The organism is Rothia terrae (genome assembly GCF_014705925.2).
Taxonomy (GTDB): domain Bacteria; phylum Actinomycetota; class Actinomycetes; order Actinomycetales; family Micrococcaceae; genus Rothia; species Rothia terrae.
In genome coordinates this window covers 2,215,716-2,241,781 of the sequence record NZ_CP061539.1, presented here as the reverse complement: position 1 = coordinate 2,241,781, position 26,066 = coordinate 2,215,716, and the positions used below count along the sequence as shown (strand labels likewise).

The window sequence follows — 26,066 nt, the reverse complement described above, 5'->3', positions numbered from 1 at the left end:
GCACGCTCGAGGTTGAGACGCCCGGCGGTGTCCTCACTTAATGGGATAAATTAACGCTTAGAGACGTCATAGTAATGTGAGGCTTCATGTTCACCGCTAAAAAATTCTCAGACTTAACCGTTGAAGAGCTCAACGCTATCTACATTGCGCGGTCAAAGGTGTTTACCGTCGGCCAGCAACTCACCGTTCAAGAACCGGACCTCGCTGACCGCCAAGCTGTGCACTTCTTTTCACAGAATGATGCCGGCGAAGTTGTAGCCTATATGCGTCTGATCGATCTTGAAAAAATTGAAGACGACCACTACGAACAGGTGTCCGGCGCCTACGCCCTGTCTCGCGTCGCCGTTCTCAAAACCCTGCGAGGACAAGGCATGGGACGCAAGCTCCTCGACGCTGCTATTCAGTGGGTTCGCGATGAAACTGAAGCAACCAAGATTATTATTGATGCACAGGCATACCTGCGCGATAGTTACTACGCGCCAGTAGGGTTCGTGCAAGTAGGTGAAGAATTCCGCGAGGCAGGGCTACCCCACGTCAAAATGATTCTGGAGCTCTAAATGTTTACCATCAAAAACTTTGATGAACTCACCAACACCGAGCTGTACGCCATCTGCGCTCAACGCGTCGCGGTTTTTGTGGTGGAACAGAACTGCCCTTACCAAGACATCGATGGGTTGGACCCTCGTTGCCAGCATATGTTCGTGATGAATAACGGTGAGATTGATGCTTACCTGCGCGTCTTTGATCGTGGCACCGTTGATGACCATCACTCCCCGCGTCGGGAGGGCGTCGCATCCTTGGGTCGAGTTATCACCGGACCGAACGCGCGTGGCAAAGGCATGGGGCACCAGCTGGTGGCTGCCGGAATTGAGCATGTGCGCACAACGATGCCGCATGTCCACACTATTTTTATTTCAGCCCAGGAGCACCTAGCAGAAACCTACTACGGCAAGCACGGATTTGAGAGGGTCTCCGAGGTGTACTTGGAGGACGACATCCCGCACGTGGATATGGAACTGAAGCTTTAACCATTAGCCGCGAGGGGGCCGGGCGCTGATTTTCCGAGCGAGTGAGGAGGTGAAAGTTAGCGACTAGAGGGCTTTCACGCGGAGGCCGCCATCAGCCTACTTATAAGAGCAGACTTATAGATGCGCGAGAGGGGAGGGATGGACCGTTTTTGGCAAAAAAACGGTCCATCCCTCCCCTCTCGCGGAAGAAAAAGCGAAAGTTATCCACAGATTTAAGAATTTGCCCTAAACGCACATGAAATAATACAGACTGAAAGACATGAACCGCACCTATCCTTCAGTTTTCACGACTCAAGAGGCTGCTCAGCATGGAGTCTCTCGACGCGTACTTAAAAGAAATAACAACATCAATCAGCACTCACAGGGGCTAAGATTTGTCGGTAACCCCGATGTTGCACTCATCGCTGAAAAGATTTGCGAGCTTACCGAAGACATCGTAATTTCCCACCACACAGCGGCAAAAGTGCATGGCCTACGAATACCTAACTACCTTGAGAAGAAGCACGAAATCTCAGTGCTAAAAACTCATGGCAAATGGTCTACCAAGAGGCAGGGAGTTGTCGGTTATCGAACGAAAAAGCTTCTTGACGATGAAACTCAACCATTTGGCTCTGCCTACATTACGACTGTCGAACGTACCATTTTTGATTTAGCGCAGTATCTGACACCCTATCAGCTTATCCAAGTAGTAGACGGAGCTATTAATTCTCATGCCCATGGATATTACTGTTTCGAAGCGCAAACTAGCATCGAAAAAATTCGGGATCTCTGTCTTAAGCATCCCGGAGAGCGCGGCGTCAAGAAACTGAAGCTCTGTCTAGAGCGGGCACGGGTAGGTTCGGATTCCGCGCAAGAAACGCTTCTTCGCCTGTTGCTCGATGACCACGGAATACACGGACTTCTTCTGAACCATCCCGTTTATTCAGAAGACGGAGAGTTGCTATTTCAGTCAGACTTAGCGGACGAACGCACAAAAACAAGTATCCAGTATGAAGGGGAGCACCACTCGGAACAGCTTCAAGTTCGTCGTGATATCCGCAGAGAACGTCGTACCGAAGATGCAGGATGGACTGAAATTCGAATTATGGCAACTGATCTTTACGAAGAGGTTTTTGATGCGGACGCTCAAGACTGGATGCCGAGAGCCGTATCGATTGTTCGCCGCGTCCTCAAAGCTAAAAGTTAATTAGATGCGCGAGAGGGGAGGGATGGACCATTTTTGGCAAAAAAACGGTCCATCCCTCCCCTCTCGCGCATCTACTCTCGCGGAAGGTGGAGAACTACTTGGTAGTAATCTTCAGGATTTTATCCGACTGGGTGACGTCGCCGGTTGCGCCCTCAACATCGTCGAACTTGACGGTGTTAGTCACGAGAACCGGAGTGGTCAGCGGGTAGCCCGCCTTCTTGATGATGTCATGATCGAAAGTCAGCAGGGTCTGACCAGCGGTAACGCGCTCGCCCTTCTTGACCTTCACATCGAAGCCTTCGCCGCCGAGGTTTACGGTGTCAATACCAACGTGGATCAACAGCTCAGCACCGTTATCCAGCTTCAGACCAACTGCGTGGCCGGATGCGGGGGTTGCAATAACCTTGCCGTCAGCAGGAGCTACAACGGTGTTGCCGGTGGGCTCAATCGCAGCGCCCTTGCCGAGCTTCGCAGCAGCGAAGATGGGGTCGGGAACTTCAGACAGCGGGATAGCGCGTCCAACAATGGGTGAAGCAATATCCAAAACGGTGCCTGCCTCGTAGGAGTCAGGTGAGGTTGCTACAGGTGCGGCGGTGGCTGAAGCGGATGATGCGGTAGCACCAGTTGCTGCCGCAGTGCCAGCGGTTGCGGTGCGAGCACCTGAGTGAAGAACCTCAGACTCATGAGCTACAGGAGCACCTGATTCAACGGTGTCAACAACGGCAGCTTCACCGCCTTCTGCGTCAATAGCGGGAGCGTTTTCGCGCTTAGCCCGTGATTCAGCAGCCTGAGCCTTTGACTCGTAACCGAAGATCAGAACGCCAGCCATTGCGCCGAAGTAAGCGATTGCAAGACCGATAGCGAACAGCGGGATGGGCTGCATTGCGGGGATTGACAGCAGTGAAGTGAACGCGAATGCGTATGACTTAACGCCGAGTGCTGAAATCAATGCACCACCGATAACAGCGGGAACAAGAATCAGCGGGAAGACGCGCTTGTAGCGCAGAACAACACCGTACAGTGAAGGCTCAGAAATACCACCGAGCAGACCGGAAACAGCTGCACCGGTTGCGGTCTGACGCAGTTCCTTATCGTGCTTTGCACGGATAGCAACACCGGTAACCAAACCGAAGACTGCGAAGTTGTAAGCCGCCATAGGTGACTGGATGAAGTCGAAGCCGTTGGTCTGCAGGTTGTTAATCATGACAGCGTTCAAAGGCCAGTGCAGACCCAGGGGAACCATGAACAGGTAGGTACCAGCGATAACTGCACCAACGAGCCACGGAGCGATGTCGTTCAACCAGCCGAAGAGATCTGAGATGCCCTGGCCCAAGAGGATGCCGAAGGGACCGATAACCAGTGCGGTCAAGGGAACGAGAATCAGGATTGAAATCATAGGCACAAACACCATGTGAAGCATGGTGGGGATGATCTTCTTCAGGAAGCGCTCAAGCGGAGCAAGCAGAGCAGCAGCGAACAGCGGAGGGAAGATCTGGCCGGTGTATGAGAAGAGGTAGAGCGGAACAGCCCAGCCACCGATGTGGAACAGGTCCAGGTGGTTAGCGCCCTCGGGCAGAATCTCTGACAGGCCGCGGAAAGCGTCGGTCATGAGTGCTGCGGGGATAGCTGCACCAACCCACATGTTCGCACCCAGGCGCTTAGCAGCGGTGGCACCAATCATGATGGGCATGAAGTTCAGAACTGACAGTGACGCTGCCAGGATCAAGAACCAGAAAGTGTACTCGGTACGCCATGAGTTCAGCATGTCAGCGTTCAGCGCTGCATCGCCGAGCTTAGGGCCGTTGACGAGGTCCTTGTTAACAACTTCGCCAGCGAAGTTGGTGTAGGTGCCGAAAACACCGAGCTGCTGCAGCAAAACGATGAGGGTCAAGATCATCGATGAGCCGAGCAGTGCCCACAGGACGGGGCGGAATGAGTCTGAGAGGACGTCGAAGGTACGGGTAATCCAGTTAGCCTTCTTCTCGTTGGGGTCAGCAACTTCGTTACCTGCTGCTACTGAGCCTTCGCCAACGCCTGAAACGCCGGGAAGCTTCTGCATCTCGTTGTAAACAGCCTCAACCTTGTCGCCCAGAACAACCTGGGTCTGGCCTGACTGCTCGATGATTGAGAGCACGCCGGGTACGTTTTCGATTGCCTTCTTGTCGATGGCAGCCTTTGACTTAGGAGTCACGCGCAGGCGGGTTGCGCAGTGCGTGAAGTGAGAAATATTCTCGGGGCCACCAAGACCCTCAAGAATTTTCTTGCCCATTTCGGAGTTATTCACCGTTTGAGCTCCTTGCTAGTGATGAAAGTGCCCTGAAAACGCAAAAAGACCCGAGTTACTCACTTCCATTTTCGCGTGCGCATCTGTGCGGATGCGGTTAGTCCAGGACTAATGGCGAGGAGCATAGAGTCCTAGCCTGCGAAAAGTGAACGATGCGTGTAGGTGCATTTCTGCGCCGTGCACGAGCTACGTTCAGATGAAATGAGTAACTCAGGTCTTGCCTGCATTGTCAGTAACAATCCTGATGATTACTACTTGGTTCACACCAAATTCGATGCTTACTCTACTCCGGGTTGTCACAATACGCAACACTTGGTTTTTGATGCTATGCCACAGAAAAATATGGATTTTACTTGGCTATATGCAAGCTGTGGAATGAGTAAGTTTAAGGCTTCCCTTAAAATTTCTAATACTTTGCTGCGCGAGTGGCGGCAACCGCGTCCGGATGATACCTACGCAACCAACGCTGATGGTACTGATAGTTGACTTCAACCAGCGCGCTACCGAGCATACCGAGTGCCAGCGTCCACACCAGGAGGGGGCCGGTGGGAAGCTCAAACTGGTGATACCACTGCGAGATGGGGACGAGAACCGCAAGCGCCAAACCGAGGTACATGGCAACCACTAGAGCCGCTCGTTTGAGATCGAAGGGACGCACCGCCGTGGTCAAATTCCACAGCCCCAGCATGACCAGCGTAATGAGCGTTGCCGTCTGCAACTGTGTCAAGGACGCTCCACCGGCTACCTGCTCTGCGCGTCCCACAAAATTCAGCACAATAAGCGAGAGAGCAATAATGATGGCACTAGGTACCGCAAAATGCAGGGCTCTATTCAAGAATCCGGGCACATAGCGGCGGGTATTGTTCATCATGGTCAAGAAGAAGGCAGGGCCTCCTACCATCAGAAGATCAGCCGTGGAGTACTGGCGCGGTAGCAACGGGAACTGCCAGCACAACAGACCCAGAAGAACACCGAGCACAATTGCAAAGCCTGTTTTGGTCAGGAACAGGTTGGTAACGCGCTCGATGTTTGCGATAATCTTGCGCCCTTCGGCGAGGACGGAAGGCAGACGATCGAAACGTCCGTCGAGAAGAATCAGACGCGATACTGCCTTGGTGGCGGGGGCAGCGTTACCCATCGCGATGCCGAGGTCTGCATGTTTGAGGGCGAGAGCGTCGTTGATGCCGTCACCCGTCATGGCTACGGTGTGACCAGCTTTTTGCAGGGCGAGCACCATATTTTTTTTCTGCTCGGGCGAGACGCGACCGAAGACGTTGTGCGTGAGCGCCGCCTGAGCAAGTTCTTCACCGTCGGCGGGCAGGGCAGACGCGTCGATAGCACCGCTATCGACGTTCATGCCGGCGAGCTTAGCGGCTGCAGCCACGGTCTGTGGGTTATCACCCGAAAAGACCTTGAGGCTGATGCCCTGGTCAGCAAAGTATTGCAGGGTTTCCGGTGCCTCTTCGCGCACCTGCTCGCGGAAGGTTATCAGCAAAGCCGGGCTAGCTTTTGGCTTATCGGTCAGCACCTTGCCGTCTGCAGTGCGCGGTAAGGACGCGGTGTGCGCGAGAACCATGGTGCGCAGGCCGGACGCGGCGAGTTCGCTGGCTCGCTCGCGTTCTGGTGTGCTCGCGTCCAACAGTGCTTCTGGCGCACCCAAAACCCAGGCGCCGGTGGAAAGCTCCACCGCAGAAAAACGTTGCGCCGAAGAAAAGGCAATGGTTCCCGACGCTTTTTTGGCAGGTACGTCGGTGAATTCTTCGCTCAGGGCTGCGGCTGTCGGGTTAGCGTTTTCATCGGCACCAAACCAGGCTAGCGCCTGACGCCAGCCTGCCGGTGCGTTATCGAGTGCCTGCACAGAATCAAAACCCACACCACCCTCGGTGAGCGTACCGGTTTTATCGAAGCACACCACGTCCACGCGGGCGAGAACCTCAACCGCAGGCTGCTCCTGAATCAGCACCTCGTCCTGCGCCAGTTTCACGGCCGCAACCGCAAACGAAATGGTGGTCATCAACGCCAGACCCTGCGGAATCATGGACGCGATGGACGAGACCGCGACGATGGTGGCATCCTGCCACGCACCGCTTGATAAGGCGCGCGACCAGCCGCCAACCGCCATCATCTGGCCGTTCACAACAATCGCGATGATTGGAATTAGAGCGAAGGTAATCCACTTGACCACACGCTCCATACCGGCGCGCAACTCGGAATTAATGCGCGTAAACTGGCGGGCTTCCTGCGCCAGCTTGTTCGCGTGTGAATTAGCACCGACGGCGAAAATCTGCACGCGTCCCGTACCGCCCAGCACCGACGATGCAGAAAGAACCGCATCACCCGGGACCTTCGCCACGGGGTCATTCTCACCGGTCAGCATTGACTCGTCGAGATCCAACCCATCGGACGTGAGAACGGTGGCATCGGCGGGAACCTGGTCACCGCGCTTGAGCACCACAACATCGTCTACGACGAGCTGATCCAGCGGCACTTGCTGCACGCGTCCTTCACGCACTACCGTTGCGGGATCGCGGCGCAATAAGGCAATCTGATCGAGCTTTTTCTTAGCCGAATATTCCTGCACAAAGCCCACCACCACGTTGGTGATAGCGGCCAGAAGAAAAAGGGTGTCGAACCAGCGTCCCAGAAGGACAACAGCAAGCCCGCACAGCCCCAAAATAAGGTTGAAAAGTGTGAAGAGATGGGTTCGAACAATCGTCCAGACGCTACGGGAGGTCGTGGAATCCACAGTGTTCGCTAACCCGGCGTTGATACGGTCTGAAACTTGGCTCTCGCTCAGCCCCTGATGCGGGTCAATGTTCTGTCGGTCTTCGGCGCGAGGAACAACTGTTGAGCGAGAGTTTTTCATACAACATTTCCGGGGTCTGGTCGGGGTGTTTTTATCATTCTAGAGGACGCTGGTGGGCGGCGGCATCCTGCGTAGGGATGAGATACCGCCTCGGCTCACAGCGTCCCACATACAAAATTTCCGAGCCACACACGAAAATCATGTGTAGCTCGGGAATTTTGTATGTGGTTACCTTGGCGGTAAGAGCCTTAGCCCTGTGCTACCTCACCGAAGTAGCGTGCCATGGTGCCTTCGTGTGCTTCGCGCATCTGGTCGAGGGTGAGGGTAAACTCGCCCTGTACTTCCAATGCCTCGGACGCCGCGTCCACCACGCCGATGCGTGCGAACGGGAAGTCGCGTGCGGTGCACATGTCCTTGAATCGAACCTCTTCGGAGCGAGGAACGGAGACAACCACACGGCCCAGCGACTCTGAGAAGAGCAGGGTGAAGGTGTCTACGTTATCGCGTTCTGCAACTTCGCCCAGACCGATGCGAGCACCGGTGCCAAAGCGCAGGCAGGACTCAACGAGGGTTGCTGCCAGACCGCCAGCTGCAACGTCGTGTGCAGCGTCGATCATGCCGTCGCGGCTCATGTTCACGAGCATGTCGCCCAGAGTGCGCTCCAGTGCCAAGTCAACCTTGGGAGGCTGGCCACCCAGGTGACCCTTCAAGCGTGCCCATTCTGAGCCGTCCAACTCGTCGCGGGTGGTGCCCAGCAGGTAGATAGCCTGGCCGTCTTCAGCCTTTGACCAACCTGAGGGAGTGCGACGGGTGACGTCGTCCATAACGCCCATCATTGCCACAACGGGGGTGGGGTTGATGGCGCGGTCGCCGGTCTGGTTGTAGAGCGACACGTTACCGCCGGTGACGGGAACGCCCAGTTCCATACAGCCATCAGCCAAGCCACGAACAGCTTCAGCGAACTGCCACATGACGTCCGGATCCTCGGGGGAGCCAAAGTTCAGGCAGTCAGAGACAGCAACGGGACGTGCGCCCACGGTTGCTACGTTGCGGTAAGCCTCAGCCAAGGACGCGCGTGCGCCCTCGTAGGGGTCGAGGTAGGTGAAGCGGGGGTTTGCATCGGTTGCCAGTGCAACGCCCAAACCGGTGTTTTCATCCACGCGTACCACACCACCGTCGTCCGGCATTGCCAGGGCGGTGTTGCCCTGAACGTAGCGGTCGTACTGGTTGGTGATCCATGACTTGGAGCAGAGGTTGGGGCCAGCCATCAGTTCGAGAACAGCGTTGCCGAGGGCACCGCCGGTAGGACGTTGCGCGTCCGCCTCTGAACCGGTGAAGTGGTCAGCCTGAACGTCGTCCTGCCAATCCGGGCGTGCAAAAGGACGCTCGTAGGTGGGGCCGTCGTGTGCAACGGTCTTGGGGTCAACGTCAACGATGATTTCGCCGTCCCACTCGATGGTCAGACGGCCCGAGCCTGTGACCTCGCCGAGTACTGAGTACTCAACGTCCCACTTGGTCATGATGTCTTCAAAGCGTGAGAGGTTCTCGGGGGTGACAACTGCCATCATGCGCTCCTGAGATTCTGACATGAGAATCTCGCCGGGAGTCAGGGTGGGGTCACGCAGAAGTACCTTGGTCAGGTCAACGTGCATACCGCCGTCGCCGTTTGACGCCAGCTCTGAAGTTGCACAGGAGATACCTGCTGCGCCGAGGTCCTGAATACCTTCAACGATGGAGTTCTTGAAGAGCTCCAAGCAGCACTCAATGAGTACCTTTTCTGCGAAGGGGTCGCCCACCTGAACAGCGGGACGCTTTGAGGGCTTGGAGTCGTCGAATGACTCGGACGCCAGAACGGACGCGCCGCCGATGCCGTCGCCACCGGTGCGTGCACCGAAGAGGATGACCTTGTTGCCAACACCCGATGCGTTTGCCAGGCGGATGTCTTCGTGACGCATGATGCCTACAGCCAGCGCGTTAACCAGCGGGTTAGCCTGGTAGCACTCGTCGAATTCGACTTCGCCACCGATGTTGGGCAGACCCAATGAGTTGCCGTAGCCGCCAACGCCGGATACAACACCGGGTAGGACACGCGCGGTGTCTTCGTGATCGATGGCGCCAAAGCGTAGCGGATCCATGACAGCAACGGGGCGAGCACCCATGGAGATGATGTCACGCACAATGCCGCCAACCCCGGTTGCTGCACCCTGGTAGGGCTCAACGTAGGAGGGGTGGTTGTGTGACTCAATCTTGAAGGTCACAGCCCAGCCGTTGCCGATGTCGGTCACACCGGCGTTTTCGCCGATACCGACCATCAGGTCCTTCTTCATCTCGTCGGTTACCTTGGCGCCGAACTGCTTCAGGTGAACCTTGGATGACTTGTAGGAGCAGTGCTCAGACCACATGACTGAGTACATTGCCAGCTCAGCTGCGGTGGGGCGACGGCCAAGAATCTTCTTGACGTCTTCAAATTCGTTTTCTTTCAGACCAAGCTCAGCCCAGGGGAGCTCGGTGTCTGGAGTTGCCGCCGCGTTCTCGACGGTGTCCAGATTGAACTGCTTTTCACTCATATCGTAAAAATTCCTTGAAATAGGGCAGACGCTTAGCGTGCTGAAACGAGCTTGTTGAGAACCGAGGTGAACACACCCAGGCCGTCAGCACCGCCGCGCAAGGCGACGTCGCCGGAACCGGATGAGTCGGGGCCGAAGCCGGGTTCTACAGCGTGCTCGGGGTGAGGCATGAGACCCACGACGTTGCCGCGCTTGTTCGCGATACCCGCAATGTCGTTGCGTGAACCGTTGGGGTTTACGCCTACGTAACGGAAGACGACGCGTCCTTCAGCTTCAAGCTCTTCGAGGGTTTCCGCGTCCGCAACGTACTGGCCGTCCTGGTTCTTCAGGGGCACTACGATTTCCTGACCCTTTTCAAAATCAGAAGTCCACGCGGTCTCGTTGTTATCGATGCGCAGAACCTGGTCACGGCAAATGAACTTGCGGTGATCGTTCTTAATCATCGAGCCGGGCAGCAAGTGGGTTTCGGTCAGCACCTGGAAACCGTTGCAAATACCCAAAACGGGCAGTGCCGCATCGGAGTTAGCCGCTTCGATAACCTTCTCCATAATCGGAGCTTTAGCAGCAATAGCGCCAGCACGCAGGTAGTCACCGTACGAAAAACCGCCGGGTACGACAACAGCGTCTACGTCCTGCAGATCAGTTGAATCGTGCCACAGCGGTACAGCGGTGCCACCGGCAAGGGTCACGGCGCGAGCAGCGTCGCGGTCATCCAGCGTGCCGGGGAAAGTAATAACACCAACGCGCACACCTGATAGTGCAGAGTCGGTAGTCGGTTGTGAGAAGTCACCCACCAAGGGAACTTCGGTAGGAGCCAAAGACTCAGCCATGCTTAGTCCTCCAGTGCTTCAACGTTGATGACGTCCTCAATCACGGGGTTTGAGAGCAGCTCAGCGGCAGCTTCGCGAGCCTGCGCCAGCAGCTCTTCGGTAACCTCACCGTCAACAGTGAGTTCAAAACGCTTACCCTGACGAACATCGGTGAAGTTCTTCAAACCAATGCGGGGCAACTCGTTAGCAATAGCCTTACCCTGAGGGTCAAGGATTTCAGGCTTGAGCATAACGTCAACAACAATACGGGCCATAGTATGGGCACTCCTAGATGTGCGTAAAAAGGTAACAATTGACCGTTAAACATCTTAACCCGAAAAAGTGAGCTGAAGTAACCCGGGCGCGCTGAGGTGTAACTGTTCCAAGGAACTGCATCAGATAAGTTTAAATTTTGAATAAGTAAAGCGTGCGGTGCTCGTCCGCTAAGGGCCTTCGACGTTTATTATATTTAGGTGCAACAGAAACACCGCCAGAAAAGAGTCCTTCGTGGATCGCTTTCTGCTGCCTTCGCAACGTTTGCTGCGCTATGTTCGCACGCAATAGCAGGTGGTGCGTGGTCATTTTCAATTCTTGCTATGCTCATTCCACTGGTGCTATCTACACCGGTCTGCATAGCCTTGAGCTCTCATAAGTTCTCGTTGCCGCGCTTAGATGCAGTGGTTCTTACCAGCCAATTTGTTTTCCACACATTATTTGAAGTATTAGCGAAAGCGCATGGACCCGTGATGCACCACCATCACGCATTCCATCCTTCGCACTCTCATCAGATACAGGTGCATGTGCCGACGCGGGTTGCAGAATCCTACCATCTCAGCATCAGCATGTGGCTAGCACACTTTATTGCAGTAGTCGTTACCGTCGCTGTGATCTACAAGTATGAGCTTCTCATTAGCGCTCTCATCACCCTTACTCATCTAGTGATCCGCAGGTTTCTAAAATATCTACGCCTGCCGCTAGTCCCTATAACCTGCCGCGCTATGACGAGGGACAAATATCCCATCCCTCTCTTGCGTTTCTCGCAAGTTACCCTGACGCCACGGAGCCAATGGGACCTACCCTCAGCCGTATCTTCTTCCCTTGCGCCCGCGTCCTAGTCTGCACGACTAGGCGCTACACAGCGATACCTTCAAGCGCCCTGACTGTAGAAAAGATACACATGAATACCTCAACTGCGCCCAAAAATATGGGGCCCAGCACAGCAACTCAGCAACCAAAAATCTCAACTTGGCTTTATCCACTGGCTCGACGGCTACACTTTTACGCCGGGATTTTTATTGCACCCTTCATCATCATTGCGGCTATCACAGGAGGGCTCTACGCACTCTCCATTCCAGCGGAAAAAATAATTTACCGACATGAGCTAACCGCCAGTAGCCAAGACACTCGCCTGACCATAGACGAGCAGGTAGCTGCCGCCAACAGCTACGTGGGCGACGCTAACGCCAGCCCCGCAGCTGTTCGTCCAGCACCACAAGCAGGGGCAACCACCCGAGTGATGTATGCGGATGAAAACCTTGGGGAAAGCGAAACTCGGGGAGTTTTTGTTGACCCTGCAACAGGCGAAATCCGCGGAGATCTCACTGTCTATGGCAGTAGTGGCTCCCTTCCCGTACGTGCTTGGATTAGCACATTCCACACCAACTTACATCTGGGCAAATTCGGGCATGTATATAGCGAGCTAGCCGCTTCATGGATGTGGGTTGTAGCTCTAGGTGGGGTAACCCTATGGATTCTTCGGGCTCAAAAACTCACCAAGAAAAAAGACCTGGTGGTGCCTAATAACAAGATAAAGGGCTATCGTCGTACCCTTTCATGGCATAGCTCAGCTGGCATTTGGTTAGCACTAGGAATGGTATTTTTCTCTGCCACCGGCATTACATGGTCAACTTACGCCGGGGAAAATGTTAAAAATCTACGTACTGCAATGAGCTGGACTACTCCCAGCGTCAACAAGAGCCTAGATGGTTCCACAACTTCCTCCGATGAGCATGCACACCACCATGGTTCCCACACCACCCACGATGCTCATACACGCCAAGAACCCCAAGAGCAGGCTATTTCTTATGACCGTATTCTGCAGGACGCTCGCCAAGAGCCGACCATCGACTCCCGGAATATCGAGATAGTTCCCGGTGCAGACAGGACGGCGTGGACTGTTACCGAAACTCAGCGCAGCTTTCCCACCCAGGTAGATTCTGTTGCTGTGAATCCGCAGAATGACACCATCGTCGATACCGTTCGGTTTGCAGATTATCCGCTCGCTGCAAAGCTGACTCGATGGGGTGTTGATACACATATGGGCATCATGTTTGGCGCTGTTAACCAGCTGGTCATCGTGATATTTTCTGTGGCTCTAACAATGCTGTGTATCTGGGGATACGTGTGTGGTGGCAACGTCGTCCTAAAAATAAATCTCACAGATTGGGTGCGGTTCCTCCTCACACGATGTGGAAGAACATACCCGTGTGGTTCTGGCTTCCTTTAACCCTAGTTGCTGTAGCGATTGGTCTTTTCTTACCGTTGCTAGGGATTTCTTTGGTGCTCTTCTTAGCGCTAGATACAGTGTTTATCTACCGTAAGAAACAAACACAATAGATGCGCTAAGGCATCGCTTCAGGCCATAAGTACGCCACAAACCTTCATACCAGGGGTCTAAAAGGTCTCATGTGGAAGGTTTCTGGCGTACTTATGAGCCGCGGATTATACGATGGCATTATGGATTTTCTCACCGGTACCGGTCTCGCGGCATCCGCAGGGCTTAATGCGTACATCCCCCTTCTGGTTCTTGGCCTTCTTGACCGATACACCCAGTTCGTCAATCTCGGCAGCGGATTCGACTGGCTTTCCAACGGCTGGGTGCTCATCATCTTAAGCGTGCTCCTAGCCCTTGAAGTCGTGGCTGACAAAATCCCCGCCGTCGATACTGTTAACGACTTTATCCAGACCATCGTGCGTCCGACCTCCGGCGGTATCGTCTTCGGCTCCACCGCAGTCTCAAACATTGCCGGTTTCAGCGTAGGCGGTAGCGACACCGTCACCGATCCCGAAGCCTACGTGCAGTCCGGTGCCTGGGTTGCCATTGTCGTGGGCATTATCATCGCCCTGCTCGTGCACCTCTTTAAAATGACGATGCGTCCGCTCATCAACGGCGCAACCGTCGGCGTGGGTGCGCCTATGGTCTCAACCGCCGAGGACGCCACATCCGTACTACTGTCCATTGCCGCTATCTTCCTGCCTATTCTCGCTGCCCTGATATTGGTAGCCATTGCCATTCCCGTCACTATGGCAGTGAGCAGAATACGCGCTCGCAAAAAGCGATCACAGGCAGTGACCACCTACTAGTAAGCCGCGTGAAAGCGCAAAAAAGAGGGGCTCAACCCGTAATAGGTTGAGCCCCTCTTGCACGTAAAAACCTTAGATGAGGTCGGTGCCGTTCAGCGCGCCACGCAGGGTGTCGCCACCGAAGCCGCTGTCTTTGAGCGCGCCCAAAGCCTCGGGTGAGAACTTCAGACCGTCCTCGCCACCGCCTGCTGGTGACAGCTTGCCTTCGTCAACCAGTGACTTCACTGCTGACTCATCAATGCCGAGTGCAGCAGCAACCTGCTCAATGCTCAAAAGATTGTTATCTGACATGGGTCTACTCCTTCTATCGGGTATCTCGTGTTAGTAAGCCTACACGTCAAATGTGACAAACAGGTTACCTGCATCACTGAAGATGCTAATATTGCGGAGGGTTTCGCTGTACTTGCGAAGCCTCCGCCTCGCTGAAGTTTTAGTATTCCCCGCCGAAATCACGCATCATGGTGCGCGATTCACTCTTGCGGTTGACCAGCACCTCTTTCAAAGCCTCTACGGACGCGCGAGTAAAGCGGACGCCGGGCGCGGACTCATCCTGTACGAGGGCGTCCTCACCAAACCATGTCATCACGGAAAATTCGTTGACGCCCAAGTATTCGGCGGTCTCTGCGATGGTCAGTGACTCAGCCATGATTACCTCTTTCTAAACAGCTTTTTAGACAGCTTCGGTAAGCGCGAACCTGTACGTTTCGACGACCGCGAGGAGGCTATTTCTAAGTTCCACCGACCTCTCGGCGAACTCGCGTTGAATCTGTACGTATTGCGCCTTACCTTCGGTAGTTTCAACTTTAACCGGTTCATAACCCCAATCTTTCAGATCGTACGGTGCCGCCTTCATATCGAGTTCACGCACTTCCCATGCCAGCTCGAAGGCGTCCATGAGGAGTTCTGATGAGACCAGCGGAAGAAGCTTGTACGCCCACTTATAGACGTCCATGTTGGCGTGCAAACAGGCGGGCTGCTCAAGGTTACGCTGCTGCTCGCGGGTGGGCTGAAGCTCGTTCATGGGTGCTGCCTGCGGCATGAAGAACCTGAACGCATCAAAGTGCGAGCACCTAATTTTGTGGGACTCCACCACCTTATCGGTGCCCTCAGCACCGAGTCGAAGGCCAAGGTAGTCGTGGCGGATATTGTTCTCCACTGACTTATAGGCCATGGCCCACTCGTGCATACCAAAGCACCCGAAATAGCCGGGTTTAGCGGCAGTATTGCTCAGAATCTCGCGGGTAAAGCTGACGGCAGTTCCGCGTTTTTCTAAGAAGCCTTCAACATCGACGGTTACAGCGGCGCTCTCGTGCGCCAGCTGTTGCGCACGCTCTGCCCGGACGCCGACATCCTGCAACTCCTGCGCCGTCACAGCCCGGTAGAACTTCTGATCTGCGTACTCGGGTGCGCCTAACAAAATGACGCCAGCGCCCGGATGCCAGCGCATCATCTGACCGGGTTTGAGAGTGTAATAGGTAAAGAGAAAGTCCTCAACGGGGTGCTTTTCACCGCGGTTACGACGCTCAACGTAGGGGTTCGCGTAGCGTCCGGCGCGCGCTTGGTGCGCCTGCGCTAATTCCTGCCATTCGGCGCGTTCTAAAACTAAGGTCTGCGGTGAAAATTGCATGGTTTCAAGTTTACCTGCGCAAGATGTGACAGTGCCCGCGGCTTCTGATCCAGCGCAAAGAAGCTGCGCCACAGCTGCCCATTGTGCTGATTACAGACCCCATGAACACCTTTTACGGCGCTTATTCTCGTGACTATTTTGAGCGGATGCGGGCTGCCGGCATCGAGGTCGTTGAAACTAACCTGGATGCGCTACCGGATTCTAACCCCGCTTACTCTGCGCTGTATCGCAGCGTATTGTCAAAGCTACCGGTTGGTGCTTCTGTACTGCCGAACGCGCTACATCCACAAGGTCCTAAGGTGAGTGCGCACGCCTATACTCAGCTGCTAAATTTCAAGGCTAACCATCGCAAGGTGGCGCTCAATGAGCGCGAAGCCGTGGTGTCGTCGGCTAACCCGCACGACGCGTCCGCGCCCAACGCTAACTTTGGTTTTCATGTTGATGGTGCTGTGGTCGCTGACCTGCTGGCAAGTGAACGCGCTGTGTACGCGTTTTCTGCACCGGAGGGCACTTTCTTTGACAATCTCAGCATGGAGGTTGATGCTGGCGATGAGAACGGCGCGGATGCTGCCTCGCTCCTGACCGAAGGCGCAATCCGTACACGCGTGGTAGAACTCATTAATTCCGCGTGCCCCGGTGAACTACTGACCATTGGGATGTTCTACTTCTCAGAACGCAGCATCATCAACGCCCTCAAAGATGTTGCGCGCAGGGGAGTGCGAGTGCAGGTCATCCTTGATAAGAACAAGGACGCTTTCGGGCGCAACAAAAACGGTTTGCCCAACCTGCCGGTCTCAGCCGAACTTGCGGACGCCGGTATTCAGGTGCGCTGGGCGGCAACTACTGGCGAGCAATACCACCCTAAGTTCATTGCACTTTTAACGCCGGACTCCATCGAAATTATTGCTGGATCGGGGAACTTCACGCGCCAAAACGTGTCAGGTTTCAACCTTGAAACGTCGCTGTACGTGCGCTCCACTCGACCAAAATTTATTATGGAGTTCACCGACTACTGGACCGGGCAATGGGAAAACCGCGGCGCCACGTTCACGCAGAGCCTCGACGAGTACAAGAAACCAGCCGCCTGGCAGCATCTTGTTTACCGCGTGCAGGAGGCAACGGGGCTCAGCACCTTCTAGGCTCTGACTTCACCCGAAAGCATACAAGGACGCCCGCCCTCCTTTCCTGCCTACGGCAGTAGGGGAGAGCGGGCGTCCTTTTGAGATAAAACCTTCAGCGACTGCTTATCCATCAATAAGCTTTGAGCGGGCGTTGCAGCCAACTGGCTTCTTCGAGCCGTTGTTCATCAACATCCTTTAAACGCCAGCCCCGCGCCAGTTGATGAACAACGTCCTCAGAAGCCTTAGACGCCTGGAACCTAGCGTCCGGTACCGCCGTATACGGTAGCCTCCCCGTCAGCATCCAGGTCGAAGGCAGTATGAACAGCCTGAACAGCCTCGTCGAGCTTTTCGATGTCGGTGATAACAGAGATGCGGATTTCGGAGGTTGAAATCATCTCGATGTTCACGCCAGCTTCGCGCAGTGCATCAAAGAACTTGAACGAAATGCCAGGGTTAGCCTTCATGCCGGCGCCTACCAGCGAAAGCTTACCAATGGAGTCGTTGTACTGAACCTCAGCGAACCCCAGCTCAGCCTTATGGTTGGTCAGAACCTCAACAGCTTTACCGCCCTGAGCCTGATCCAAGGTGAAGGTAATGTCGGTGACGTTCGGACGGTCAGTAGGAACGTTCTGCACAATCATGTCAAGGTTCACGTCAGCCTCATTCAGCAGGCCAAAGACCTTAGCAGCAGAACCCGGAAGGTCGGGCACACCCACTACGGTTACCTTTGCCTGGCTACGGTCGTGGGCAACACCAGAAATCAGAGGCTGCTCCAAGGGGATCTCCTTCAGGTTTTCAAACTTAAAATCTTCGGGGTTATCAGGAAGAACGATGGTGCCATCAAGCTGCGAGAACGACGAACGCACATGCAACTTCAATCCGAAACGACGCGCGTACTCAACACTGCGCAGGTGCAGAATCTTCGCGCCATTAGCAGCAAGCTCAAGCATTTCTTCACTGGTAACAGTATCTAGCTTACGCGCAGAGGGCACGATGCGGGGGTCGGCGGTGAACACGCCGTCAACATCTGAGTAAATTTCGCAGACGTCAGCGTCCATTGCCGCAGCTAGCGCGACGGCAGTAGTGTCTGAGCCGCCGCGTCCAAGGGTTGTAATGTCACCGGTCTGGCGGTTCATGCCCTGGAAGCCCGCCACAATGGCGATATTACCCTGCTCCACAGACTTCTGAATACGATCGGGGTTGACCTCCACCAAACGCGCTGAGCCGTGTACACCGTCGGTAATCATTCCAGCCTGCGAACCGGTGAACGACTGAGCTTTTGCGCCCAGAGAATTGACAGTCATCGCAAGTACAGCCATAGAAATGCGCTCGCCCGCAGTTAGAAGCATGTCTAACTCGCGTGAAGGACCGGGCACAGCGTTCGTGGCTTCCTCAGCAAGATCAAGTAGCTCGTCAGTGGTATCACCCATCGCTGAGACAACAACCACGACATCATTACCCGCCTTCTGGGTGTCCACAATGCGGCGAGCTACGCGCTTGATGCCGTCGGCATCAGCAACAGAGGACCCACCGAACTTTTGGACAATTAGGCTCATCGTTATCTCCAGTAAAACGTTTCTACATGCCGGTGCGGTTTGCCGGCTCACTTACATCCTATGGTTTTGCGGTGCGCAAACCATATTGTGTAGCGATTACTACTTTATGACGCGCTGTGACATACCCGCAGGTGAGATAACGCATGTATTACATGGTGGACGCGGGTAGTCGGGGCTGTGAAGCGCCTTCTGCTGTTGGACGGAATACCCCAAACCTGAATGTTTAACCAACACTGGCTACGTCGCTGTACGTCAGTTACACTAATGAGCAGGCACACAGCCGGTGCCCAGCGTTCTCACCTACCCAGCGCGGTGAGATTCACGCGAAGGAGAGAGAATTTTCCGGTTGCCTGTACTCCTTATTTTGACGCGCGTGAACCGTGCCTAAAACGCATAGCTGGGGTGCGCAAGGTAGGTTATTCGTGACTTCTCAGAAAAATTTTAAGGCTCTTGTTCGTCAGCGAATGGCTGACACCGGGCAGAACTATACCGCCGCCAGGGCTCAACTTCTCGAAGAATACGCGCAACAGGCTGTCGCTGCGGAGAACGAACACCGCACCGTTGTTTCCCGTTTTTTCACGGATGGCGCGCTCACCACTTTTCCGTCTAAACGCAAGGCGCGGGCGCACGTTCTGCTGTATCTGGTGAACCTTTTTGATGTCGGGGCTACCTACAGCGAGAAGGACGTCAACGAAAAGTTGCGTGCGCTGTGGTCGGATTTCGCCTACCTGCGCCGTGAATTGATCGACTACGGGTACCTGCAACGAGACAATGCCGGTTCTTACTGGCTCACGAATGTAGCACCCAACCGGTGGGAGACCGTCTTGCATGCCGAAGCCCCGGAATGGGAGGCGCTGTGGCTACCTGCTTACTTGAATGGGCAGGCGCAGAAGTTCAGCCTCAATAGCTAGGCGGGTGCTGATGCTGACCCGTCAATTTTCAGCTCAAACCGCCCTAAACCTCCTGCTGTTAGGCATCTTTGTGTCGGCTCTTGGCACTGGTTTATCTTCCATAGGCTTCTCTCTGCTGGCTGCCCAGGCTGGGCAGTCATACTTGATGGCCGCTGTACTTGCTGCCAATCTCGTGCCCGGCGTGGTGCTGGGACTTGTGGGAGGTCATCTGACTGATAAGCATCTGAAATGGTGGTGGTGGCCCGCGTCCCTGGTTGTTAACGCGTGCATCATGGCGACTGTTGCGCTTACTCTCCACTGGGGTGTCATCATCGCTGGGTGTGCGCTCATGAGCTCGTGCACTGCGCTGGTGGGGCCGGTAGCGCAGAAACTAGTAGCTCATTACTCCTTGGACGCTGTTAAAACCGGTGCGCATCTGGCAACAGTGCAAGGACTCGCAGGGGTTGTGGGCGTTGCCCTCGGCGGAGTGGGGTTCGGTGCCGGCATCGTTCAGTGGATGTTGGCTGTGGACGTACTTGCCATGCTTATTTTCGCTGGGCTTGGCGTCATGGTGGCTACTCCCGACGCCATTGTCTTAGATGACGCTAGCGACAAGACCTCGTGGACTGCCGGGGTGCGGCTTCTGTATTCCCCTCAAGCTTTTGGGGCGCTGGGGTTCGCCCTCATTATTACCACTGTCACGAGTACCTCGCTCGATGATGTGTCCGGTGTCTTCGCTCTCACTCATTTTCTGGGGCTGACGCCTCAACAATTTGGTGTCACGTCTGCTGCCTGGGGAGTGGGCGTAATGTGCGGGGGCTGGCTGGGCAAGTTTCTCGGTGACCACCCCGTGGCGCAACACCCGCTGACAGCCCTGCCTATTGGTATTGCCCTCGGAAGCGTCGGGCTATTCCGTCCTTCGTTTGCTGTGATTATCCTGCTCTTTTGGGCGGGCGGAGCAGGAAACGGTATGTTCAACGCTGTCATTAACCGCGTCATTATTGGATCGGTCTCCCAAGAGTTTCAAGGACGCGCGTGGGCTGGTTTTCGCTGGGTGGTGTACGTGTGTCTGCTGGCTGGCTACACCATAGCTGCCTTTGCAAGGCAGGAGCTTGCCCTTCAGCTGATGGCGGTGGCGGGCGTATCAGTGACGGTGTGCTCGTGCGTGAATGTGATAGCGCAAAGAAGAACACGGAGAAAAATATGAAATTTGAACTCATGCGGTTTCGAGTACTCGCGGGGAAAGAAACACGAGTGCAGGAGTGGATGGAGTTTCTCAATGCGAACATGTCAGCAGTAGAAGAGACCCTCGAGCCCGAACAGATGTACGTGGAGTCCATCTTCGCTGAGCAGATAGACGGCGTCTATTACTTGTATTGGTACAGCGTGCAGGGCGATAACCCGCAGTCGGTTCATGACTCTGAGCATTGGCTCGACCGTAAGCATCTTGAATTTTGGCTGGAATGTATCGATCCCAACTACCCCGGGGTGAAACTGACGCCGAAGGTCTTGATGCTACTGCCACATGTGCGGGAATCTATGACGCCTCTACTGTAAGGTGCAGAAGTTCAGCCTCTAAACCGCGTCCTTCTTTTGGACGCTAGATAAACTTTCGGGCGTGGACTTCAACAGTCCACGCCCGAAAAGGATAGTCCGCGCTTGCGGTTTAGCGGCCGAATAGGCCCTTGCTGAAAGGCAAGAAACGAGTAATCTTGCGCCCCAGAGCTTCTGGACGATCTTACGCGCGGTCTTATTCTTGAACAGGAAGAGAGCCACCTTCAACGGCACGGATGCGGGAAGGTACTTCAAAACCAGCATGATAAGTTTCTTTTTCGGGAGGATGCTCATAGTTTCTCCTTTGAGTAGACTGCCAATAAGTATACTGCCCAATTCTGAAAGTGTGTGAAAGCTTAGAGGATGCGTCCTGTCAGCTGTGGCGAGGTCCCAGGTTTTGTTCGAGTTCCCACTTAATGACAGGGAACTCGGGCAAAAAGTGGGAACTCGAGCGACTCATCGGATCCTATTCCCAGGGGTTCACGTACGTCTTCCCCGGAATAGGCGGAACATCCGGCTTTGCAGTGCGCAGCGGCGTCTTTCGCAACTCGGCCAACTGTCGCTCGTATTCCGCACGACGCGCGTCCTGACTCTCGCTAGCATCCTGCGACGTCGCTTCTTCCTCATCGAAAGCCGCAGCGGCACGTTCCTCTGCCGTCATTGAACCGGGGACGCGACGTGGAGCCTCCTGCCCAGCGGCGTCATTACTCTCTTGCGAAGCACCAAACTGGTCGCTGACTACCGGTAACGCCTGAATTTCCTGTTCTAACAAAGCCTCATTCAGACTGCCCTGCTCGCCTGCGCCTTGCCCACCGGCGTCCTGCTCAACCGCGCGATCAGAAGCTGGCCCCTCGTCGTCGGTGCTACCTGTGTCTTCAGAATCATCAATGTCATCGAACATTGACCCGTTCCAGCGCTGACGCGGTGCAGACGGCTCAGCCGCCTTCTGTGCCTCAACCTCTGCGGTTTCTTCTTCAACAGCCTGCTCAAATTCCTCGGCAGCGTTCGCCTGCGCAAAGCGCGTACCCTCCGAAATAATGCGACGGCCTTCGAGCGCGCGCCCCAGCGTAATCTCATCGGCATACTCAAGATCGCCACCCACCGGCAGGCCGGACGCCAAACGCGAGACGCGAATACCCAGGGGAGTGAGCATACGCGACAGATAGGTGGCAGTAGCCTCGCCCTCAAGGTTGGGATCCATTGCCAAAATAATTTCCTGGATGCGTTCATCCGACAGACGCGCCACCAGCTCACGAATACGTAGCTGCTCCGGTCCCATACCCGCCAGCGGGTTAATCGCACCGCCCAGCACATGGTAGCGACCTGTGAAGGAACGCGTGCGTTCCACCGCCACGACGTCCTTAGACTCCTCGACCACACACAGCGCAGAAGGGTCGCGACGCTCATCCCTACAAATCACGCAGAGCTTAGTTTCAGAGACGTTACCGCACACCTCACAAAAACTCACGGTCTGCTTGACCTGCGTAATCGCACTTGAGAGTTTCTGCATCTCGGAGGCATCCGCATTCAAAATATAGAACGCGATACGCTGCGCAGACTTGGGCCCAACACCGGGAAGTCTGCCCAACTCATCAATCAAATTTTGGACGGCACCTTCGTACACATACACTCCTGACAATCGTTCAATGCTGTGTTAAGTAAAACCCCGTGGCGGCGAGGAAAATTCCGGACGCTTGGACAGCCCTCGGTGTGCCCGAGATAGAACCTGGGTGATTCGCTAGCAGTCCCTCTCACGCCAGCCCCGATGCCAGCTAGCGACTCACCCAGCTTCTACCTCTTGAGCCTTAAAAGTTGCTGGTTTCTTCAATCACTTTGCCGCCGAGAATTTGCTCGATTGCTTTTTGGCCCATGAGCACGGTTTCTTCGAGAGCGGTGTCTTCATCTGACGGCACAAACTCTGTGGGTTCCTCAACCTCCGGTGCGGTTATGCTGTTCTGTTGCTTAGCGCGGCGTCCTGCCTCAAACTGCGCGGCGTGGCGCTCGCGGAAAGACAATTTCTTGCCGGGAACGCTAGGCTGCGCTGGTGCGGATGCGGGTGCCTCCGAAGCCGCCGGAGCAACTTGCGGCTGTGCCGGCGCACCTTGGAAGCCTTGCGTGCCGTTAGACAGGGGCGGGCGTCCGCCAGCAAGCGGCGCGCCAGCTAACGGCGCACCCGGTTGAGGCGTTACAGCCGGTGCAGGTTGTGCCTGCTGGAACCCTTGTGACTGGGCGAGCTGTGAGGACTGTACCTGCTCACGCTGAGGCTGTTCATGCTGAGACTGTGCTGACTGTTGCGCTGTCTGAGCAGAGTCGCTCACATAGCCAACCCCCGCAATGTACTCAGGCTCATCCTGCGGGCCCTCGTCAAAGTATCCGCCTTCATAATCGCCGTATTCTTCAGCGATTGGACGCGCGGGAGCCTGCGGCTCAGCTACTTTTGGGTTCTGCCCTGCCTGGGGTTCTGAAGAATCCGGCGCATCAGAGTTACGGCTATCATCCACAGAATCGGGAAGGTCCGTTGCGGTAGTACCGTCTGCAATAGGTTCACCCTCGGGCTCAACCGGTTGTGCGGCTGCCGGATGCGAGTCACCCTCAGTGTCTTCTGCATCGTCATCGGCGGTTGCTTCGTCAGCAGCATCCGGGAAGTACTGAGTATCTTCGGTAGCGTTTTCTACCTGCTCACGCTGTGCCTGAGCGGTTGAATGGTCGACGGGCTCTGAGGCTTCTTGCTCGTGAGCGTCCTCAGCATCAAAACCATTGGCTGCGCCCTGAGAGAGCTGGTCTTCGGGGTCGTTGCTCTGCTCCGGTGCAGGCTGAGCTGATTCTTGGGTCGGTTGGCTCTTCTCGGACTCTTCTGATGCTGACTGGCCGCGCGAAGTATCTGATGCTGGGGCTGGCTCACCACTTTGCGGAATGGACGCAACATCCCAGCTCGTGACGGGATTGTTCCAATCGTCCTGGCTCCATTGGGGCTCGGATTGAGTGCGCGGTTGGCCGTGCGCAGCCCATGCGGCTTCACCACTACGCGGACCTTCAGCGATTTCGAGATTCTGAGGACGCTCGTTGTGCTCATTTTGCTGCGGTGAGGATGCTTGCTGCTGTTGAGCCGGGTTCTGCGCAGGCTGGTTTTGGGGCTGCTGAGTCTGTGGATGCTGCTGTGGACGCTGGTTCTGCAGAGGAGCGCCGGGCTGCGGCTGAGACGGCGCGGACTGGCCATTAGCCTGAGCGGGCTGAGTCTGCGAAGCATCACCCTTATCTACCTCGGCACGCACTCGAACCTGCAAGCCTAATACGGTGTTGAGAGCGCTCTCAAGGTCGCCAATATGGTCTTTGACCTGGCGCAATACGGGCATGGTGGCGCGAATATAGAGCTGACCGTTTTCAAATTTAGAGGGGGTGCAGCGCGCCAAGAACTGTTGCGCAACTGGACTTTGCACGCGCGCAATGACGTCATGCCATGCGGTAAGAACCATCTGCACCACGTTCTCGCCCTGAGGGGCTGTCTGCTGCGTGGGGTGAGCGGGCTGAGTTGGCTGCTGTTTCTGAGCCTGCTGCGCAGGGGTGGGGTTCGGGTTCTGAGCTTGGTTTTGCGTGGCCTGGTTCGGCGCTGAGTTCTGAGCACTCTGATTTTGCGCAGAAACCTGTTGTTGGGCAGTGGCGTGGGAGCTACCTTGCCCCTGCTGTCCTTGTCGCTGAGAGTTCCACTGCGCCAGGGGAGCGTTGCCCTGCGATGCTAAGGGTGCAGCATTCTGCGCCTGTGTTGGTTCCTGTGTCGGTGCTTGCTGTGACGCAGATGCTTGTGGTTGAGCAGTCTGGCCGCTCACCGCCTGCTGTCCACCTTGGTTACCCTGAACCGAGGCAGTCTGCTTACCCTGCGCCTGACGTGACGCGTTCAGCGCGGCTTGTACAGCGGCGCGTCCTGCCCCTTGGACGGGTGCGGGTTGCTCGCTGAGACCTTGTGTCTGACCAGCAGAAGCACCCGCTGAAGGCGCTGCAATAGTAACGTCTCCACCGGAGATGCGTCGTTCAATGCGGTCCAAACGCGCACCAAAACCACCGGCACTTTGATCGGAAGTGGGCAGCATGATGCGCGCACACAAAAGTTCCAAGTGAAGCTGGGGGTTGGTGGCGCCACTCATCTCGTTCAGCGCCGTGTTTGTAATATCCGCCGCGCGAGAGAGCTCGCCCGCACCCAGCTTGTCTGCCTGGGCGCGCAGGCGCTCAATGTGATCAGCCGATGCGCCATGCAAAATCTGCTCGGCAGCATCCGGCACAGCCTTGATAATAATCAGATCGCGCAGACGTTCAAGGAGGTCCTCGATAAAGCGGCGAGGATCCTGACCGGTCTGAATCACGCGGTCAACAGAGCCAAAGAGAGTAGCTGCATTGTTGGATGCGAAAGCCTCAATGACCTCGTCCAGCAACTCGCCGTGAGTAAAGCCAAGCAGCGCAACGGAAAGATCGTAAGTGACGCCGTCGGCATCTGATGCGCCGGCAATCAGCTGATCCAAGATTGAGAGCGAATCACGCACTGAGCCACCACCGGCACGCACTACCAGCTGCAGAACGCCGGGAGCGATCTTAACACCCTCTTCATCGGCAAGTTTCTGCAGGTAAGCAGTAAGAGTTTCAGGCGGAACAAGTCGGAAAGGATAGTGGTGGGTACGCGAACGAATAGTGCCCAGCACCTTGTTGGGCTCGGTCGTCGCAAAGATGAACTTGATGTGTTCCGGCGGTTCCTCAACGATTTTGAGCAGGGCGTTAAACCCCTCACGGGTGACCATGTGGGCCTCATCGATGATGAAGATTTTGTAGCGGTCACGCACAGGCGCGAAGGACGCACGCTCACGCAGATCGCGCGCATGGTCAACACCGCCGTGGGACGCCGCGTCCATCTCAATCACGTCGAGTGAACCGCCACCGTCGCGGGAGAGCTCACGGCAAGAATCGCACACACCACACGGGGTAGGCGTAGGGCCTTCAGCGCAGTTGAGGCAACGCGCCAAAATACGAGCCGACGTTGTCTTACCGCAACCGCGCGGACCAGAAAAGAGGTAGGCGTGGTTGACGCGGTTCTTCTCAAGCGCAGTCATAAGGGGCTCAGTCACGTGCTCTTGACCGATAACATCGGCAAAAGTTTCGGGACGATACCGGCGGTACAAAGCAGTGCTCACAGCTAAACCCTCATTTTTCGTTCAATTCAACAGGTGCGATGCGCGAGCTTTCGGCGCTCGCGTCAACGACTCTTACCAAGTTTAGCGAGGGGGACTGACAA

21 protein-coding genes are annotated in these 26,066 nt (G+C 55.6%); 9 read left to right on the top strand and 12 right to left on the bottom strand.

All coding sequences use genetic code 11. The features are described 5' to 3' along the window. Nucleotides 1-86: 86 nt before the first annotated feature. From IDM49_RS10255 to IDM49_RS10245, 3 genes are all read left to right on the top strand, one after another. Nucleotides 87-557: a GNAT family N-acetyltransferase gene (locus IDM49_RS10255; protein WP_168614146.1), complete on the top strand. Its 471-nt coding sequence runs from the start codon at nucleotides 87-89 to the stop codon at nucleotides 555-557. Further along, the gene (locus tag IDM49_RS10250; protein WP_190724433.1) at nucleotides 558-1,028 is read left to right on the top strand and encodes a GNAT family N-acetyltransferase; all 471 of its coding nucleotides are present in this window, start codon (nucleotides 558-560) and stop codon (nucleotides 1,026-1,028) included. A 259-nt stretch (nucleotides 1,029-1,287) separates the two neighbouring features. After that, on the top strand, nucleotides 1,288-2,214 hold the full coding sequence (locus tag IDM49_RS10245; RefSeq protein ID WP_190724432.1) for a type IV toxin-antitoxin system AbiEi family antitoxin domain-containing protein: 927 nt from the start codon (nucleotides 1,288-1,290) through the stop codon (nucleotides 2,212-2,214). A gap of 94 nt (nucleotides 2,215-2,308) precedes the next feature. On the opposite strand, the gene IDM49_RS10240 is transcribed toward IDM49_RS10245, so the two are convergent. The 5 genes from IDM49_RS10240 to purS form a co-directional block, all read right to left on the bottom strand. Beyond that, complete coding sequence (locus tag IDM49_RS10240) at nucleotides 2,309-4,498, bottom strand: glucose PTS transporter subunit IIA (protein WP_190724431.1); 2,190 nt, start codon at nucleotides 4,496-4,498, stop codon at nucleotides 2,309-2,311. 406 nt (nucleotides 4,499-4,904) lie between these two features. Beyond that, entirely contained in the window at nucleotides 4,905-7,364 is a 2,460-nt protein-coding gene (locus IDM49_RS10235) for an HAD-IC family P-type ATPase (protein ID WP_190724430.1), read from the bottom strand. 188 nt (nucleotides 7,365-7,552) lie between these two features. Continuing rightward, nucleotides 7,553-9,871 (bottom strand): phosphoribosylformylglycinamidine synthase subunit PurL, encoded by a 2,319-nt coding sequence (gene purL / locus IDM49_RS10230; RefSeq protein ID WP_190724429.1) that lies wholly within the window; start codon nucleotides 9,869-9,871, stop codon nucleotides 7,553-7,555. A gap of 32 nt (nucleotides 9,872-9,903) precedes the next feature. Then, nucleotides 9,904-10,701, bottom strand: a complete 798-nt coding sequence (purQ, locus tag IDM49_RS10225) for a phosphoribosylformylglycinamidine synthase subunit PurQ (protein ID WP_168614152.1) — start codon at nucleotides 10,699-10,701, stop codon at nucleotides 9,904-9,906. A 2-nt stretch (nucleotides 10,702-10,703) separates the two neighbouring features. Next, nucleotides 10,704-10,955, bottom strand: a complete 252-nt coding sequence (gene purS, locus IDM49_RS10220) for a phosphoribosylformylglycinamidine synthase subunit PurS (RefSeq protein ID WP_168614153.1) — start codon at nucleotides 10,953-10,955, stop codon at nucleotides 10,704-10,706. Nucleotides 10,956-11,857: 902 nt separating this feature from the next. Between purS and IDM49_RS10215 the strand changes: the two genes are divergently transcribed. Further along, a complete protein-coding gene (locus IDM49_RS10215; protein ID WP_228008087.1) occupies nucleotides 11,858-13,186 on the top strand; it encodes a PepSY-associated TM helix domain-containing protein in 1,329 nt (442 codons plus the stop codon). 203 nt (nucleotides 13,187-13,389) lie between these two features. Further along, on the top strand, nucleotides 13,390-14,043 hold the full coding sequence (locus IDM49_RS10210; protein ID WP_228008086.1) for a DUF4126 domain-containing protein: 654 nt from the start codon (nucleotides 13,390-13,392) through the stop codon (nucleotides 14,041-14,043). 72 nt (nucleotides 14,044-14,115) lie between these two features. Here IDM49_RS10210 and IDM49_RS10205 read toward each other — a convergent pair whose 3' ends face one another. From IDM49_RS10205 to IDM49_RS10195, 3 genes are all read right to left on the bottom strand, one after another. Then, nucleotides 14,116-14,334, bottom strand: a complete 219-nt coding sequence (locus IDM49_RS10205) for a helix-turn-helix domain-containing protein (protein ID WP_190724428.1) — start codon at nucleotides 14,332-14,334, stop codon at nucleotides 14,116-14,118. A gap of 139 nt (nucleotides 14,335-14,473) precedes the next feature. Next, a complete protein-coding gene (locus tag IDM49_RS10200) occupies nucleotides 14,474-14,689 on the bottom strand; it encodes a hypothetical protein (RefSeq protein WP_168614156.1) in 216 nt (71 codons plus the stop codon). A gap of 24 nt (nucleotides 14,690-14,713) precedes the next feature. Further along, complete coding sequence (locus tag IDM49_RS10195) at nucleotides 14,714-15,670, bottom strand: 3-methyladenine DNA glycosylase (protein ID WP_190724427.1); 957 nt, start codon at nucleotides 15,668-15,670, stop codon at nucleotides 14,714-14,716. A 101-nt stretch (nucleotides 15,671-15,771) separates the two neighbouring features. Between IDM49_RS10195 and IDM49_RS10190 the strand changes: the two genes are divergently transcribed. After that, nucleotides 15,772-16,809, top strand: a complete 1,038-nt coding sequence (locus tag IDM49_RS10190; RefSeq protein WP_190724426.1) for a phospholipase D-like domain-containing protein — start codon at nucleotides 15,772-15,774, stop codon at nucleotides 16,807-16,809. Between the two features lie 239 nt (nucleotides 16,810-17,048). Here IDM49_RS10190 and IDM49_RS10185 read toward each other — a convergent pair whose 3' ends face one another. Then, nucleotides 17,049-18,347 (bottom strand): aspartate kinase, encoded by a 1,299-nt coding sequence (locus IDM49_RS10185; protein ID WP_190724425.1) that lies wholly within the window; start codon nucleotides 18,345-18,347, stop codon nucleotides 17,049-17,051. Nucleotides 18,348-18,769: 422 nt separating this feature from the next. Between IDM49_RS10185 and IDM49_RS10180 the strand changes: the two genes are divergently transcribed. From IDM49_RS10180 to IDM49_RS10170, 3 genes are read left to right on the top strand one after another with little or no spacing between them, the layout of a single operon-like run. Beyond that, entirely contained in the window at nucleotides 18,770-19,258 is a 489-nt protein-coding gene (locus IDM49_RS10180; RefSeq protein ID WP_190724424.1) for a DUF2087 domain-containing protein, read from the top strand. 10 nt (nucleotides 19,259-19,268) lie between these two features. Next, complete coding sequence (locus tag IDM49_RS10175) at nucleotides 19,269-20,444, top strand: MFS transporter (RefSeq protein WP_190724423.1); 1,176 nt, start codon at nucleotides 19,269-19,271, stop codon at nucleotides 20,442-20,444. Beyond that, nucleotides 20,441-20,794 carry a DUF6176 family protein gene (locus IDM49_RS10170; protein ID WP_190724422.1) on the top strand — a complete coding sequence of 118 codons (354 nt, stop codon included), beginning with the start codon at nucleotides 20,441-20,443 and terminating at the stop codon, nucleotides 20,792-20,794. Before IDM49_RS10175 ends, IDM49_RS10170 begins: the two co-directional genes overlap by 4 nt. Before the next feature lie 18 nt (nucleotides 20,795-20,812). On the opposite strand, the gene IDM49_RS10165 is transcribed toward IDM49_RS10170, so the two are convergent. From IDM49_RS10165 to IDM49_RS10155, 3 genes are all read right to left on the bottom strand, one after another. Continuing rightward, nucleotides 20,813-21,085, bottom strand: a complete 273-nt coding sequence (locus IDM49_RS10165) for a hypothetical protein (protein ID WP_190724421.1) — start codon at nucleotides 21,083-21,085, stop codon at nucleotides 20,813-20,815. Between the two features lie 172 nt (nucleotides 21,086-21,257). Then, on the bottom strand, nucleotides 21,258-22,415 hold the full coding sequence (gene recR, locus IDM49_RS10160) for a recombination mediator RecR (RefSeq protein ID WP_190724420.1): 1,158 nt from the start codon (nucleotides 22,413-22,415) through the stop codon (nucleotides 21,258-21,260). Between the two features lie 181 nt (nucleotides 22,416-22,596). Continuing rightward, nucleotides 22,597-25,965, bottom strand: a complete 3,369-nt coding sequence (locus IDM49_RS10155) for a DNA polymerase III subunit gamma and tau (protein WP_190724419.1) — start codon at nucleotides 25,963-25,965, stop codon at nucleotides 22,597-22,599. Between the last annotated feature and the right edge of the window lie 101 nt (nucleotides 25,966-26,066).

Coding starts and splice junctions, on each gene's coding strand:
- IDM49_RS10190 (WP_190724426.1), top strand. CDS start 15,772: ATGAACACCTTTTACGGCGCTTATTCTCGTGACTATTTTGAGCGGATG.
- purQ (WP_168614152.1), bottom strand. CDS start 10,701: ATGGCTGAGTCTTTGGCTCCTACCGAAGTTCCCTTGGTGGGTGACTTC.
- IDM49_RS10245 (WP_190724432.1), top strand. CDS start 1,288: ATGAACCGCACCTATCCTTCAGTTTTCACGACTCAAGAGGCTGCTCAG.
- IDM49_RS10235 (WP_190724430.1), bottom strand. CDS start 7,364: ATGAAAAACTCTCGCTCAACAGTTGTTCCTCGCGCCGAAGACCGACAG.
- IDM49_RS10165 (WP_190724421.1), bottom strand. CDS start 21,085: ATGAGCATCCTCCCGAAAAAGAAACTTATCATGCTGGTTTTGAAGTAC.
- IDM49_RS10195 (WP_190724427.1), bottom strand. CDS start 15,670: ATGCAATTTTCACCGCAGACCTTAGTTTTAGAACGCGCCGAATGGCAG.
- IDM49_RS10250 (WP_190724433.1), top strand. CDS start 558: ATGTTTACCATCAAAAACTTTGATGAACTCACCAACACCGAGCTGTAC.
- IDM49_RS10170 (WP_190724422.1), top strand. CDS start 20,441: ATGAAATTTGAACTCATGCGGTTTCGAGTACTCGCGGGGAAAGAAACA.
- IDM49_RS10185 (WP_190724425.1), bottom strand. CDS start 18,347: ATGAGCCTAATTGTCCAAAAGTTCGGTGGGTCCTCTGTTGCTGATGCC.
- IDM49_RS10205 (WP_190724428.1), bottom strand. CDS start 14,334: ATGTCAGATAACAATCTTTTGAGCATTGAGCAGGTTGCTGCTGCACTC.
- IDM49_RS10175 (WP_190724423.1), top strand. CDS start 19,269: ATGCTGACCCGTCAATTTTCAGCTCAAACCGCCCTAAACCTCCTGCTG.
- IDM49_RS10255 (WP_168614146.1), top strand. CDS start 87: ATGTTCACCGCTAAAAAATTCTCAGACTTAACCGTTGAAGAGCTCAAC.
- IDM49_RS10200 (WP_168614156.1), bottom strand. CDS start 14,689: ATGGCTGAGTCACTGACCATCGCAGAGACCGCCGAATACTTGGGCGTC.
- IDM49_RS10215 (WP_228008087.1), top strand. CDS start 11,858: ATGAATACCTCAACTGCGCCCAAAAATATGGGGCCCAGCACAGCAACT.
- purS (WP_168614153.1), bottom strand. CDS start 10,955: ATGGCCCGTATTGTTGTTGACGTTATGCTCAAGCCTGAAATCCTTGAC.
- purL (WP_190724429.1), bottom strand. CDS start 9,871: ATGAGTGAAAAGCAGTTCAATCTGGACACCGTCGAGAACGCGGCGGCA.
- IDM49_RS10210 (WP_228008086.1), top strand. CDS start 13,390: ATGAGCCGCGGATTATACGATGGCATTATGGATTTTCTCACCGGTACC.